Here is a 14,973-nt window from a genome sequence, read left to right on the forward strand (position 1 = left end):
TTACCTTTCCTCGTCGTGACGGATGAGCGAACCAATCGATCCCGGACCATCAGAATTCACTTGGACATCGTGACCAGACCGGCCAAGGCGTGCGACGACCCCAGTATTTACAGCTTGCTCATACTCCCGGAATCTGACCGCTTTAGCGGTCTTTGCCGTCTGCCGCGTATTCCGCGCACCACTCCCGTTAGTCAACCGCTTGGTCAACCAGTAGTTGAGCAAGGCTATAACCACGATGATGACAAATAGGAACCAGGCAACCGCAGCGGCTCGCCCCATATTGGGCTGTCCTATAGTCACGTTATTGAAGCCCAGTGTCCATAAATACATGGATATAGTCAGATACTGCTGATTGGGCCCGCCATACCCCGAGGTACCATTGTGGAAAAGCTGGGCTTCATCGAAAATCTGCAGACCTCCAATGGTGGAGTTGATGATCACAAAAATCAGTGTTGGCCTGAGCAGGGGCAGAGTCACTGAAAAGAATGTTCGTGCTTTGCCGGCCCCATCGACGACCGCTGCCTCCATCACATCATTGGGAATGGCCTGCATGGCCGCAAGGAATATCAATGCGTTGTATCCGGTCCACCGGAAATTCACGATTGTGGCAATGGCTATATGAGACCAGATGGCACTGCCATGCCACATAATGGTCGGCAGCCCGATAGTTTGGAGGAGTACGTTGATGGCGCCCATCTTGTCGGAAAAAATCTGCGAGAAAATGATGCCGGCAGCCGAAGGGGCAACAACATATGGCAGAAGCACGCCCATTCGCCAGAAGGTTTTGGCTTTAAGATTAGCATTGAGGACCCATGCCAAAAGGAGAGCCAGAATCATTTGAGGAATGGTGCTGATAAGAAATATAGAAAGCGAGTTCCGCAAGGCCACATAGAACGAGGGTTGGTGCAACACCCATAAGAAGTTGCCCGTCCACCCGGGTGTGGCATTGTGGCAGACCGATCCGCACACAGCCCATCCGGCATCTCCGGTAAGGGTATTGTACTGGCGCATAGCCACCCAGACCGTATAAATCAGTGGAACCAAACCTACAAACATGAAGAGTATGAAGAAAGGTGCTACATACAGGTATGGCGATGCCTTCCATTCGAGGATGCCTAATCTTGACCTCAAACTGGAACCGCCCGGTTTCACATGAGTACTGACATGACTCTCAGTCATTTTTACTCCAGTATCTGTTATGAGTTATGAACAGCATGACGATTCTGAGACGGTCATGCCGAAAACCGTTCACATTGAAAGGCCAATCATCCAACCTCAGAGAGCCGGATGATTGGCTGATTATCAAGAAAGGGCTTTAACGTCCTGCTCGAAACGCTTCCAAGACGCATCAGGATTCTGTTCCTTGGTTACGTCCACCCTGCCCAAGGCGTCACCCAGCTTCGCATCGATGTCATAATACTGACTGCCTGTATAGGGAACGATTTTCACCGCTTTTGCCCGATCCGTGAAGATCTTGCCCACCGGTGCATTGTTCATCGAAGGGTCGAGCTTGCCGGAAACTGTCGGGTTCTTTTGGGCCGTTGGAGAGCTGGGGAAGTTGGATGCTGCCTTGAAAGTGCTTACCTGTTGCTCGGGTGCCGTCAGCCAGGCAACCAGCTTGGCAGCCTCATCCTTGACTTTGGAGGTTTCGGGAACCACCAGCCAAGAACCACCTTGGTTGCTTCCGCCACCAGGAGTCACATCGGCAATATCCCATCCCTTGAAGTCACCGGAGTTGCCCTTGATGTTGTTAAGCAGCCAGGCGGGGCACATGATCGTAGCAAAACCGTTATCAGCCTTGAATTGCGAGTTCCAGTCATCAGACCACTGGGACAGATGCGCTGACATTTCCGTGGTGGCAGTCAACTGGTCATAGAGGTTCTTGATTGTTGAATTCGTTGCGATTATTGTTCCGTCCTGTTTGACGTAAGACTCCTTAATCTGGGTCTTCATAGCGCCCCAAATGCCGCCCATGGCATCATACCAGGGCTTCCCTGTCTTCTGGTGATACTCAGCGCCTACTTTGAAATATTGATCCCAAGTGGCAGAATCACCGCCAAGGAGGTCCTTGACTTGCTCACGGTCAGTAGGTATACCTGCCTTAGCAAAGAGATCGGAACGGTAGCAGACGGCTGTAGGCCCGATGTCGTTGCCAGCGCCAATCGTCTTCCCGTCGGCAGCCTTGCCACCCTGAACCTTCCAGTCCATCCAGTCATTGTTCTTAATGTAAGAGGATAAGTCAATGAATTTATTGGGCATGGCGGTGATGGAGGGCATCCAAGCTATATCTGCGGCATAGATGTCATAAGCCCCAGAGTTGGAGGAGATGGCGGTGTTGAACGTTGATCTGGCATCATCCGAAGAAGCGGCGACAGTTTCCTCCACTTTGATGTTCGGGTGTTCCTTTTCGTACTGCGCCCAGAGGTTGGCGCCCGGCTTCTCCGAGGTACTCTTGCCATATCCGAAGTTGTTAAAGGTCTGAATCTTGATGACGGTCTTCCCGTTCTGCTTCGCGGCATCTGCAGATCCCCCACAGCCGCCCATGCTAACCAAGCCCAGAACCACAAAGGTCGCGGCTATGGCTTTGAAACTACCTTTCATGTCAATTCCTTCCATTCATACATCCGTGTACGAATCGGCTACTGTCTTTCAGTTTTTAAATTCGGAAGCCATTCCTTTCAAATCAGCTTTGAATTTCACCATTGAACAGTTAACACTAACGTTTTGGAACCGGTTCCAAAACTGTTATACCACATTCCCCGCCTCGGTGCATTTACTTCGTGCTGACAACCGGTCCAGAAACCGGCCGTAAACCACAAACCCTTTCATGAAGAGGACATGGAATGCCATCTACTGTGGCCAAACCGAAAAACTACAAATATCGGTTTAATCCCCTGACACTCAAACCGAGCCACGAGTAATCAGCTTCACCTCGAATATCTTTTTCCTGGTGACCCAAACACCCGTTTCTATTCGTTTGGTCAATATGTCAGTAGCCATTTTGGCCATATCTGAAACGGGTTGGGCTACGGTCGTTAGAGAAAGAGGCTGGACGTTGGCGACATCCAAGTTGTCGAAACCAACAATTGACACATCCTCTGGGCACCTTACCCCATGCTCCCGCATAGCTTGCATGGCTCCTACCGCAATCTGGTCGGATTGGGCAAAGACCGAATCTGCATCTAACCCAGATCTGATATGTCTTCCCATGGCTTCGTAGCCATGTTGCAAGGCAAAACGCCCCTCGTCCACCTCAACCTCGCCACCAGCCTGGGCGAACACTTCAGCGAAGCCCTGCGAACGCTCCTTGGGAGCCCGCATATCCTTGGGGCCCGCAATCATCAATGCCTTGGACCGTCCCTTCTGCAGCAGAGCGCCGGCCGCCAATCTGCCACCCTGCCGGTTGTCAATGTCGACATAGGGGTAGTCCAAATTGTCCGGCGGACGACCAATAAAGATGGTTGGCTTTCCAAAGTTCTCAATGACGCTGACGAATGTCTTGGAATACCGGAAACTAGTGATAACCATACCTTCGGCACCAGAGCTCTCCAGCAATCTGACAAACCCGCTTTCATCCTTGGAATCCACCAAGGCCAGAAAAGGCAGATATCCGAGTTTGGACAAGGAAACCGTCAGCTGGCTCACAACAGCCGCTATAAAAGGGTCATGAAAAATAAAGGTGGTCTCTTCTGGAATGGCGATGGCAATGATTCGAGTATGGCCGTTGGAAAGTTGACGCGCCGTTGCACTAGGGGTGAAATGCAATTGCTCAGCTGCCGCCCTCACCTTCCTCCGAGTTTCGGGAGAAGCCGACCCTTTGCCCAAGGCGCGGGAAGCAGTGGAGACAGCCACTCCGGCCAATGCCGCCACATCACGTATTGTGGCTATATTCATACGTTTCCTAGGCATGTTCACATCATCTCATAGCCTGTAGTTCGTGCTACTGCTCGATAACGCAAGTTTGTTAGAATTTACAGACCTGGAGCTGCAGCATAAGAGAGTGGGCCGGGATAAGGCTTCACAGACATCAACAGCTAAGATTGCTCCTTGAAGAGTGCTGCCAAGCAACCCTCGCGATCGGCGCAAGAACCAATGCCGCTCTGCTCTGAACTGGGTTGCTATTCGCTTCCTCACGCGAGTGACTTTCCACACGTCTCCTGCCCTGAGTACTAATCAAATCCGACATTGATCCATGTAAATTGCCCTTCCGCCATCTTCGCTGGTCTCCGCCCACCATTGCACAGAGAAAAGCGCTGTACCGATTGCAGCGCAGCTTTTTATTGCTCCTGTGTCCAATGAAAGGATACAGAGAACCAAATTTGGATTGGCGCCATAAAAGCAATGGTAAAACCATAAAACTCACCGGAAAAGAGACCGTTGCAAGTGCCAAGCTGATTCTTGTTGTCTCGGTGCAGCACTTTTTAAGGCAACCAATTATCTGGTTTTTCAATAACATTTATACTATCTATACTCAAAAGTTGCGTCGGTTGGCTCATCCTGCAAGTACCTTGACTCAGCTCACTAAGGCTGAATCAGTAGCGAACAAACATCCATCCCATAGTTGGAGTGTCCATTTGGCAATGTAGCAAATTAGTCCAGCGTCTTGTTTCGCAGGAAATCCAACACCTATCCGCTTCAACAGAATTAATGACCATGAGCATCTGTCGCATACATCGCAGCTGTCTAGGTTGTGTTGTCCTCGCAAGGAATAGGACCAGCGGGTACCGGGCGCCAGGACCAGCTTGTTAAAGTGTGTCTCGGTTCTGGAAAAGCACACATCGACGGAATGGAACACGATTCATGGGGTTCGTCAACTGGCTGATACACCTGCTCAAGGATCCGCGCAGCGCCATCGCGAGCTGGATCGCCATGGGGCTGGTACCGACCTACGGGTTCATCTTCCTGATTATCTTCATTGAGACCGGCGTGGTTTTCATGCCTTTCCTGCCGGGAGATTCCCTGCTCTTCGCAGCCGGCGTCTTCGCCCATGACCCATCCAGCGGCATGGCCCTGGACGTGCTCCTGCCAGTCGTCTGGCTGGCCCCCATCCTTGGCGACCAGAGCAACTACTTCATCGGGCACTTCTTCGGCCGGGCCATCGTTCGCTCGGGGCGTGTGAAGTCATTGACCCCCGAGCGAATCGCCAAAACCGAAGGTCTGATTGACAAGTGGGGCCCCCTAGCCGTGGTCCTGGGACGTTTCCTCCCCTTTATCAGGACCTTCATGCCCTTCATATCGGGCATTTCCGGAATGCGCTGGCGGCGCTTCACCCCCTTCAGCGTTCTAGGCGGGTTGGTATGGTCGAGTCTCTTCACCCTCCTGGGCTATTTCTTCGGTGGCATCCCCGCAGTCCAGCAGCATTTCGAGCTGGTCATCATTCTGATCCTGGTCATCTCGGTCCTGCCCACAGTCATCGGCCTGCTCAAGGCAAAGTTCGGCAAAAAGCACGAGAGCACGTCAAAGCCAGCGGAGACGGAATGAGCCTACTTGTCAGGCGTGCTTGCCCAGTGCACATGTCGATGTCTGCTCTCCTCCGAGCGATATAAGCCGATGTGATTTTCACCTCTTGCTTCGACCATGAAGGCGGCGCCTTTGCAGGGAACCGCCAAACAGCAGGACCCCCTCCGCCAGAACGGCTACCACATCTGCAGCAAGCAGCCCGACTTTCCAGGGACTCGGAGATACGCCTAGTCGCGACCGAGGGGGAACCCCGTTCATGGCATTGGAATTGACCGTCATATAGAGTATGCGATGGATGGCCTGACGCATGACAGCCCTTGCGGTTGGACTGTCATAATCCTCAGCATTGAATCCTGGGGTCTGAATCATGTACATATCGCTGCCGGCACGCAATGCCAGGTCGCGCTCTGCATGGGACTTGGATAGAAAGAGGTCGGTTATTACCGCCCCATGAAAGTTCCATTCGCCACGCAGAATATCCGTGAGCATGCCACGGTGGCCAAAGCCGATGACCCCTCCGATCAGGTTCTGCGCAGACATGATCCCGGTCGCAGCTCGCATGACCTTCATATGCCGCTTACCCTTGGTGTCCAAGTAGGGCACGGCAGTGATGGCCTCCCGACAGACAATCTGGAAGGGTTTGAGGTATATCTCCCGAATCGCCTGCTCGTTGGCCCAGGTGGCCAGCCCCTCTGAGCGGAAACTTTCCTGGTCATTGAGCACCATGTGCTTGAGGTAGCTGAATACGCCCTTATCCCCAGCTCCCTGAATGCACGCGGCTGCCAGCTTGCCAGACAAAAGTCCATCCTCGGAATAGAATTCGTAGACACGCCCGGCGAAGGGAGAGCGATGTATGTTGACACCAGGCGCATACCATCCATTGAGCCCGGAGTGCAGCGCCTCCTCACCCAGGCAGGAGCCCATCCGCCGAAGAAGATCCTTGTTCCAGGTGGCTCCCATCACGTTGGCTCCAGCCCAGGAGGAAGCTCCCTTGATACTCCAACCCATTGCCCCATCCTTGTCGACGGTCATAGGCTTGCCCAGAGAGAGTAGATCCTTGGTCTGATAGGCGGCCATAAACAGCAGCTGCTGGATATCGCTCCTGTCCTTTTCCCAGTCAATCTGATCCAGAAGCTGCTGCCAGTCAGGGTCGGCGTAAGGCTTGGCCCGTAGATCGATCAGCGACAAACGGTTTTTAGCGCCGCTGACCGGCTCCTGGTCGCAATGGACCTGGCTGGTCTTCCCATTGCCCATCGTCGGATCGCAGCGTGGATCAAATCGTTCATAGCGTTTGAATTCATCCAGGGCCGGCTGAGGGGCAGCTTTGGTCCGAGCAGGTATAGGTCGCAGCTGACTTCCCCTCCAATCGCTCCGAGTCAGCTGCACCACCGAGGGATCATCCATGTAGACGTTCAGGCTTTCGAAATGGTTGCTGACCGGCCTCCATGTGCCCGACTCCGACTTACCAGTGGGCCTGCCCTCATCATCAAGCGAAGACTGTGCCAGACGGTCGCCCTCCGGAAGATGCTGCCCTTGGAAAACCTGTGTACAATCGACTGTTATTATGGCTGAGTCGATCAGATCGTGGGCATTGGCCTTCAACTGGATTGCATAGTCGCCCGCCTCAAGCACATAGGCGCCAATGGTTCCGTCTTCGTTGGCATGATGATAGTCGTATGAAGCCATGTCATCACGCAGAAAGGTGAGAACAACCTCTTGGCCGGCTCCGGGTTCAAGAATCCTGGTCTTGGCAAAGGCAGCCAGAACAGTAGCGGATTTCTCAATATGCTCTGTTCTGTCATACTCGGTATAAGGAGCCGAATAATATAGCTCCACCACGTCCTTGCCTGGCCGCGAACCAATATTGGTTACATTCACCCTCGCTTCGATGAAACCGTCATCGCGCAGATACACCCGGTCAAGTGTCTGTCTGAAATTGGTATAGCTCAGGCCGTAGCCGAAAGGATATGCCACGGCGCCCGGCGACTCCACTGCTCCCTTGCCGTCCAGCTGTCCATATCTGAATTCCGAGTCTTCAAGGGCTGCGGTCTCGTAATACCGGTATCCCAGGTAGATGCCTTCCCGATATTCAACAAAAGGCCGATCAATGGTTCCGAAGCTGCCATGGGGAACCAAATCACCGATAAGGGTCCGATCGGTAACAGAGGCGTTGTTGTAGTGGAACTCACCGAAGTCTGTAAAAGTAGGATCTGCAGTGAAATCGGTAGGGTAGGTATCGGTTGTCCTGCCTGAGGGGTTGACCGAGCCGGCCAGAATGTCGCTAAAGGAGTCGAATCCCCTCGATCCGGTTGTTCCGATCCACAGGATTGCGTCGACTTCATGAGTGCCGGCCATCAACGGACCGAGCTCCATCGGGTTGGCCGTGTTCAGAGCCACCACTACTGCACCGCAGAGCCGCTTAGCCGCGTCGATGGTACCCAGCTCAGCCTTGGTCAGAGCCAGATAATGGCGGGTCCCATCCTCATAAGGCTCTGTCCGTTTGTCAATGCCTTCAGACCCGTCCCTCCTTATAATCACCAGCCCCACCGTTCCAGTGACCTGCTCCTCCAAGTTCCTATATATGGCTGGATCATATTCCGGAATCTGGGCTGATCGGCCCTTGTCCATGACCGCCTGAAGGGAGTTCCTGTCAGCATCCAAGGGTCTGGTGCCCGCAGCTGCCTTAGGATAGGAGGTCTTAGCCGATTGCATGACATGGCAGGCGCTCTCGTCAATGGAAAAATGCCTGGCAAGGGCCTGGGCCGGGGTCACCCGATCCCGGTCGGTCGTCGCGGCAGCCCCGGTCCCAGCGTAGGCCGGATCCAGATAGGCTCTGCCAAAAGGCGTGATACAGGTACCTTCCTGCAAGGGCAGGAGATCCTTGTTCTTGAGAAGCACGATGCCTTCGTTGGCCATCTCCTGTGAGACCTGATCGCTGGCAGCCTTGGCCGCTTGGAGGGAATTCGTGACAGGCTGATAGTACCTTGCGTCCCAGTCACGGGTCCCCGGAGCTCTGTCAATCCTTAACTTGCCTGGGCCAAGATAACTGTCCAGAACGTTAGCGAACAGTTTTCCAGCCACGTTCCCAGCTCCCATGACCAGGGGCAGGGCCACTGCCAGAACCGACCGGGCCCCTCCTCCGGAACCAGATCGACGCAGCCTGCCATCAATCTTTCTATTCATAGGACCCTCCCTTGTTTAGCGACGTGAATAAACGCTCATCCCGCCGATTCCCCACAGTGAAAGCGAGAAACCGACGGGCGGCTGAGCTCAGACAGCCAATGGATTCGTGCCGGGTCGAACCAGAACCGGCAGCGTGTGGTAGTCATAGGTCTCCTCATACCAACGGCCTGGCTCATAGCTCTTGTGGGTGAGAAGATTAGTCCAAGGCTTTCCTGACTGGTCGCCGCCAGCATCCGGCACGTAGAAGCGAGCGCTGCCATCCTCAGAGAAAATGGGGGCCACCAGGATGTCATCACCCAGCATGTACTGAGTGTCAATGTCCTCGCAGGTGGGATCGTTCTGGAATTCAAGAACCATGGCCCGCATCATGGGCAATCCAGTCTCATGGGTCTCCATGGACATCTTTTTGAGGTAAGGAACCAACTTGAGCTTGAGCTTGGTGAATTCCCGGGCCACGTCCACGGCCTCGTCACCGTAGAGCCAAGGCACCTTGTACTCCCGGGATCCATGATAGCGAGAGTGGGAGGAAAGAAGACCGAACTGGGTCCAACGCTTATACAGGTCAGGGGTGGGCTTGTCCTCGAATCCTGCGATGTCATGGCTCCAGTAACCGAAGCCGGACATGCCGAAGGACAAGCCGGCCCGGAGGGATTCGGCCATGGACGGATAGTTGGACCAGCAATCGCCGCCCCAGTGCACAGGGAACTGCTGACACCCCACCGTGGCCGAGCGAGCGAAGAGGATGGCCTGGTCGGCGCCCTTGACCTGGGCAACCAGATCATAGACCGCCTTGTTGTAAAGGTAGCTGTAGTAGTTGTGCATGATATGCGGATCCGAGCCGTCGCGGAAAACGACACCTTCAGTAGGAATTCGCTCGCCAAAATCAGTCTTGAAGCAATCCACGCCCTGGTCCATAAGGTGCCTGAGCTTGCCTTGATACCAGGCGGTGGCCTCGGGATTGGTGAAGTCCACAATGGCCATGCCCGCCTGCCACTTGTCCCACTGCCAAACCTGGCCATCGGTTTTCTTGATGAAGTAGCCTTTGGCCGCACCTTCGTCGAAGAGCGGCGACTTCTGGCCTATGTAAGGGTTGATCCAAACACAGACCTTGAGCCCTCGGTCGTGGAGCTTGGCCAGCATACCCTCAGGATCTGGGAACTTGTCCGGATCCCAGATGAAGTTGCTCCACTCAAGTTCCTTCATCCATCGGCAATCAAAGTGGAAAACGCTCAAGGGGATGTCTCGCTGGGCCATGCCATCCACGAACTCCATCACGGTCTTCTCATCGTAATCAGTGGTAAAGGAGGTCGACAGCCACAAGCCGAAGCTCCAATCGGGGACCAGGGGCGGCTTCCCGGTCAAATCAGTGTAGGTGTTCAGCACCGATTTAAGATCCGAGCCGCCGATGACGCTGTAGGTCATCTCCTGACCCGGCACAGAGAACTGAACCCTAGTGACGCGTTCGGATCCGACCTCGAACGAGACCTCGTCAGGACTGTCGACAAAGAGTCCATAATTCCTATTGCTCAAATAGAAGGGGATGTTTTTATAGGCCTGATCGGTATCGGTGCCTCCGTCGGCATTCCAAATATCAACGCTCTGGCCGTTTTTGACGAAGCTGGTGAAACGCTCGCCCAGACCATAGATCTTCTCGCCGACCGCCAGATCCATCTGGTCGGACATGAAGACCTGGCCTTGGGGATCAGTCACCAGGCCCTTGGCGCGGAAGCCGGTGCTGGTTATAACCTTGCCATCGTAAAAATATTTGAATGATGGGAAATCGCCCTTGTCGACTTTCAGGGTCAGGCGTCCGGAAGTGAAGGTCCAGCCCTGATCGTCTTCATCGATGGCGACATCCGGATCGGTCGCGTTCAGGCGGAAGGCCGGGCAACGGCTTCGATCCGTCCGGTAATTGATCAAACGCGTGGTGATGATGTCGGGCCTGGGGCTGGTTATCTCGATGGTCATGATGCCACCATCGATTGTTTGCCCAGCCTCATGAATGGGCCAACCGTATGGGCAATACAGGGTCAGCTTCTTAGGTTCGATCTTGGCCTGGTAGACATTGGCCGCATAACGGACATCAAAGCCCTTTTTGACCATCCACATGCCATCTAGAAATTTCATGGTTTGCTCCTTTGCTTGCTTCATCGCTTCATTGTCGAGTTACTCTATACTCTCAGCTGGAGATGCCGGAGCCCTATTACAGGCTGTTCAAATCACCGTCTCAGCCACCAGCTTTCGGTATGTCCGGGCGCTGCCCTTGGGGGTACGGTCATAGGTGCCGCCCGATCGGTCCACGGAACAGAGGCCATAGTGCATGTCATATCCACTGATCCATTCGAAATTATCCAGCAGTGACCAGTGGAAATACCCCAGCAGCGGGAAGCCATCGCGCGCCAGATCTACCAAGGGCGGCAGAGATCTGCTGATGAAGCGGGAACGAACCTGATCATCGGGTGTGCAGACCCCATGCTCGGTCACTAGAACGGGTAGACCGGTCAGTTCCCGGATGTAGATCACGGCATTGACCAAGGAGCCAGCACAGACCGGTGCACCGGATTCGCTGATATCGGCCCCCTCCGGAGCCGCCAGTGGACCTTGATCGCCCATGGTTTCCCGTTCATAGTTTTGCACCCCAATGAAGTCATCGCCTTGGACGGCCTGAATCCAAGGCCGATAACAGGCATCCCTTCGGGCCTGAGCCAGGGCCTTGCCCTTCTCACTGACATAACTTTCATCAATGACCGCCAGAGACAGGCCGACGAGCAGATTCGGGCACTGGGAACGTATTGCTTCCACAGCACGGGCATGCGCCCTCCGGAAGCCTAGTTCCAGTTGTTCTACTTCCTCGGGAATCACCACATTGCCAACACGATAACGTTCGACACCCGCCTTGCGGCTGGCCGCTTCCAGGCATTGACGCTGGGCTTCAACAGCTTGGGGCGACAGAGCGCCAGTGCTGAGGATCCTGGGCAGATTCGGCTCATTAAAGGTTACAGCCATGGCAACGCGATCGCCAAGGACCTTCAGCACCCTTAGGCACTCATCGGCAAACAAGGAGGGAGCGTCGGGATTGAACCATCCTGCCTTAGCCCCGAACCATTGCGGACAGACGAAGTGGCTGAGAGTAATCAGCGGAGTGATACCACGGTCCAGACATCCGTCGACCATGCGGTCGTAATGGTCCAGGGCGGACTGGTCTACGACCTTTTCCTCGGGTTCTATGCGCGCCCATTCCACCGAAAACCTGTAGGAATTCAAACCCATGCCCGCAACCAGGTCCAAATCATCCTGCCAGCGCTCCCAGCTCTTGCAAGCCGACCCCGCCGGTTCCTTGAAAACCGTCGGCTGCACATCCTCCAGAAAGCTGATATCGGATGTGGTGTCCCCTCCGTCCACCTGGTGGCCGGCAGTGGAAACTCCCCAAAGGAAATGATCAGGAAACACTCTTGCCACGGTCTACCCCTCCTCTTGCTTCAAATCAATCATTGATCAAAATCCTTGTTCTCGGCCTTTCCTACTGCGACAAGTCCATGCCTTTGCAGGAATCCGGCCACAGCGCTCTCGACGGCTTTAGCATCTGGGAGGAAACCCTGCTGAGAAGCCACCTGAGGAAGTTTGTCAACAGGAGCATCCAGCCAAGGTTTTGCGATGTTGCAAAAGCTGAGATCAGCCTGACTGCCTCTATAGGAGGGAGAGCCAACGGCCGACAAAGTCCGAATCAGATCAGCCAGCAGATCGGGGGCATCAATCAGATCGCGTATAGTGCGGATCCGGGTTTGCCTCTTCGGTTTGACATTAGGATCCGGCAGGATCCAGGAATAATCGCCATGGTCACATCGACCACTGACGCCTCCTGGAAGTGCCAGATTCACACTGACACCCACCGGCAGGGACAAATGCACACTGACAGTGGCGCTGGAATCCTGGCGTTGCCAGGACAGATTCACCGGCCCGTATGGGGTTACCAGACGGAGTTCAACGAATGAAAGCTGCGGGATTATCAGTGGAGCTACAGTCACCTTTCGCCAACCGGCTGCATCCATACGCAGGCCAGCCAGCCCCTGGATCAGCCAGGAGACCACAGAGCCCAGAGCGTAATGGTTGAAGGAGGTCATGCCATTAGGGTTGATTGACCCATCGGGCAGCATCGAATCCCACCGTTCCCAAACCGTGGTAGCGCCCATATTCACTTGGTAAAGCCACCCAGGGCAATGGTCCTGAAGGACCAGCCGGACAGCCAAGTCGGCATGTCCGCTGATGGTCAGCGCCCGGCATATGAACGGCGTACCCAAGAATCCGGTGGAAATACGGAATCCGCTGGCTCTTACCAGATCCGCCAGGCGTTCGCCCGCTCCTTGACGTTGTCTGTCGGTCTCCAACAGACTCCAATCCAAGGCAAAAGAGTAGACTGATGGGCAATCCGAAAGAATACGCCCGTTGGGGCTGACATATTCGTCACGAAAACCCTGAGCCATGCCATCAGCCAAGGATCGGTAATGTTGCTCCTGATCCTTTTGGCCTAAGCAGGCATGAGCCTGGGCGACAAGAGCGGCCGAATGGGCCGCGAAAGCAGTGGCCACCACGTCAGGATCGGCTTTGGATTTCATGGGCTGGTCCGCTGGTGCGTCAGGATCCAGCCAATCACCGAATTGAAAGCCTCCCTGCCATAGGCCCCGACGAGTCAGATCCTGGACTCCGTCGACGAACCGGTCCATCATGGGCAGGAAGCGACGAAGGACAGCCTCATCGCCAGTCGCCCTGTATAGGGCCCAGGGCACGAGCACCGCCGCATCACCCCAACCGCAGGTCAGACGAGGTCCGTCCAGAACATCAGGGACCACCAGTGGAATACCTCCATCTGCTGCCTGGCTGTTGGCTACGTCAGTCAGCCAAGAAGAAAGGAAGGCATCGGCATCGAAAAGCTCCAGTGCAGATGGCGCGAACATGGCGATGTCTCCAGTCCATCCCAGACGCTCATCTCTTTGCGGGCAGTCGGTGGGCACGGTGATGAAATTATCCATGGTGGACCAACGAACGTTCTCAAACAAACGGTTGAGCCGATCGTCCGAACAAGTAAAGGATCCCGTGGACTCCATGACGGCCGAGACAAGGCAGGCCTGAAAATCACCTGCCTTTACATCGGCATCGGGCTCCAGGCCCTCCACCTGCACATAGCGGAACCCATGCTGGGTGAACAGAGGCTCGACCACCTCGTTGGCAGTGCCGGAGAGAATGTACTCGTCAGTGGCCTTTGCCTGACGCAGAGGTTTCAGAGCCAGTTCCCCATGATCCAGGACCTCGGCATGACGCAGTTGCAGGCGGCCCCCAGGCCGGCCCCCTCTGACCACCATACGGACCCATCCGGCTACGTTCTGCCCAAAGTCCACGACGGTTCGGCCTGATGGCGTGGTGATGATTTTCTGACCCGGCACACAACGGATGATCCGTGCCGGAGGGGCCTCCTGGGGTCTGATGCTCGTATGAGGCATGGGCAGCAGTTGTACGCGGCGTACTACCCCTCTGGCCTCAAGCAGGGGAATTCTCATATCCCTGCATTCGCCGTCGTAGAGGTCATTCGAGCTTATGGGCGATGGATGCCAGGTCCATTGATCATCACCGCTCAGGACCTGCTCCCCCCGGCTGTCGAACCACTCCAGCTGGGCCATGAGCCACAGACGATCACCGTAGAAATCAGTGAGGCGCTGCCAACCTAGGTGCCCCCTGTACCAGCCGTTGCCCAGCAGGACATCCAGCCGGTGACTGCCTGGCGTCAGAGCATCGGTCAAATCGTAGGTCAGAGCATTGATTCGGTGCCGGTAATCGGTCCAGCCCGGACATAGCTGATCCTGACCGATACGCTGACCGTCCAAATAGGCAACGAAGAGACCGCCTGCCGTCAAATGAATCCGGGCCTTGGCACAGGTCCCTTCCACAGTGAACCTTCTGGAGAGCACCGGTGCCGGGTCCTCTCTTCCGACTGGATCACTTGGCGACACCGGGCAACCCGACCAGTCCTGGTTGGAGAGGAGACCGCATTCAACCCGTGCCGTGACCGACCAGGGGGACCAGATGCCATCTTGTCCAGAGACTCTGACCCTTACAGCGGCGGATTCTCGGGACTTCAATGGTTCACCCGGCCAGGGCAGACAGATCTGATCCGCCACATGCAGGCGATGTACGCTCACACGACCATGATGATCAGTGATCTCAACTTCAACATCTTCCTGCTTCCAGCCCTCAGGAGCTTTCAACAAGCGCCAGGACAAGGACGGGCAAGGTTGGTCGTAGCCCAATGCGCAGCCAGCCCAAGGTCTGTGCCCGAAC

The 14,973-nt window shown here is 55.1% G+C and carries 8 protein-coding genes; 1 reads left to right on the forward strand and 7 read right to left on the reverse strand.

Features of this window, described 5'->3' with window-relative positions:
• The 3 genes from GKC41_RS08315 to GKC41_RS08325 all read right to left on the reverse strand — a co-directional run bounded on the left by GKC41_RS08315 (position 1) and on the right by GKC41_RS08325 (position 3,894).
• On the reverse strand, positions 1-1,056 hold the full coding sequence (locus GKC41_RS08315) for a carbohydrate ABC transporter permease (protein ID WP_229281737.1): 1,056 nt from the start codon (positions 1,054-1,056) through the stop codon (positions 1-3).
• A gap of 246 nt (positions 1,057-1,302) precedes the next feature.
• The gene (locus tag GKC41_RS08320) at positions 1,303-2,601 is read right to left on the reverse strand and encodes an ABC transporter substrate-binding protein (RefSeq protein WP_418904400.1); all 1,299 of its coding nucleotides are present in this window, start codon (positions 2,599-2,601) and stop codon (positions 1,303-1,305) included.
• 300 nt (positions 2,602-2,901) lie between these two features.
• Positions 2,902-3,894 (reverse strand): LacI family DNA-binding transcriptional regulator, encoded by a 993-nt coding sequence (locus GKC41_RS08325; protein ID WP_229281738.1) that lies wholly within the window; start codon positions 3,892-3,894, stop codon positions 2,902-2,904.
• Positions 3,895-4,800: 906 nt separating this feature from the next.
• On the opposite strand from GKC41_RS08325, the gene GKC41_RS08330 reads away from it, so the two are divergent.
• A complete protein-coding gene (locus tag GKC41_RS08330; protein WP_154313791.1) occupies positions 4,801-5,481 on the forward strand; it encodes a VTT domain-containing protein in 681 nt (226 codons plus the stop codon).
• A gap of 78 nt (positions 5,482-5,559) precedes the next feature.
• Here GKC41_RS08330 and GKC41_RS08335 read toward each other — a convergent pair whose 3' ends face one another.
• The 4 genes from GKC41_RS08335 to GKC41_RS08350 all read right to left on the reverse strand — a co-directional run bounded on the left by GKC41_RS08335 (position 5,560) and on the right by GKC41_RS08350 (position 14,834).
• On the reverse strand, positions 5,560-8,643 hold the full coding sequence (locus tag GKC41_RS08335) for a glycoside hydrolase family 3 N-terminal domain-containing protein (protein ID WP_154313792.1): 3,084 nt from the start codon (positions 8,641-8,643) through the stop codon (positions 5,560-5,562).
• 87 nt (positions 8,644-8,730) lie between these two features.
• Positions 8,731-10,770, reverse strand: coding sequence for an alpha-xylosidase (yicI, locus tag GKC41_RS08340; protein ID WP_154313793.1), 2,040 nt, complete (start codon positions 10,768-10,770; stop codon positions 8,731-8,733).
• A gap of 87 nt (positions 10,771-10,857) precedes the next feature.
• Entirely contained in the window at positions 10,858-12,102 is a 1,245-nt protein-coding gene (locus GKC41_RS09045) for a glycoside hydrolase family 1 protein (protein ID WP_154313794.1), read from the reverse strand.
• 29 nt (positions 12,103-12,131) lie between these two features.
• Positions 12,132-14,834: a family 78 glycoside hydrolase catalytic domain gene (locus tag GKC41_RS08350; RefSeq protein WP_324612116.1), complete on the reverse strand. Its 2,703-nt coding sequence runs from the start codon at positions 14,832-14,834 to the stop codon at positions 12,132-12,134.
• Between the last annotated feature and the right edge of the window lie 139 nt (positions 14,835-14,973).

It is taken from the genome of Bifidobacterium asteroides, from assembly GCF_009683175.1.
Taxonomy (GTDB): domain Bacteria; phylum Actinomycetota; class Actinomycetes; order Actinomycetales; family Bifidobacteriaceae; genus Bombiscardovia; species Bombiscardovia asteroides_H.

Excerpts from the sequence above, each read along its gene's own strand:
- GKC41_RS08315 (WP_229281737.1), bottom strand. The coding sequence starts at position 1,056 with ATGTTTGTAGGTTTGGTTCCACTGATTTATACGGTCTGGGTGGCTATG.
- GKC41_RS08320 (WP_418904400.1), bottom strand. The coding sequence starts at position 2,601 with ATGAAAGGTAGTTTCAAAGCCATAGCCGCGACCTTTGTGGTTCTGGGC.
- GKC41_RS08325 (WP_229281738.1), bottom strand. The coding sequence starts at position 3,894 with ATGAATATAGCCACAATACGTGATGTGGCGGCATTGGCCGGAGTGGCT.
- GKC41_RS08330 (WP_154313791.1), top strand. The coding sequence starts at position 4,801 with ATGGGGTTCGTCAACTGGCTGATACACCTGCTCAAGGATCCGCGCAGC.
- GKC41_RS08335 (WP_154313792.1), bottom strand. The coding sequence starts at position 8,643 with ATGAATAGAAAGATTGATGGCAGGCTGCGTCGATCTGGTTCCGGAGGA.
- yicI (WP_154313793.1), bottom strand. The coding sequence starts at position 10,770 with ATGAAATTTCTAGATGGCATGTGGATGGTCAAAAAGGGCTTTGATGTC.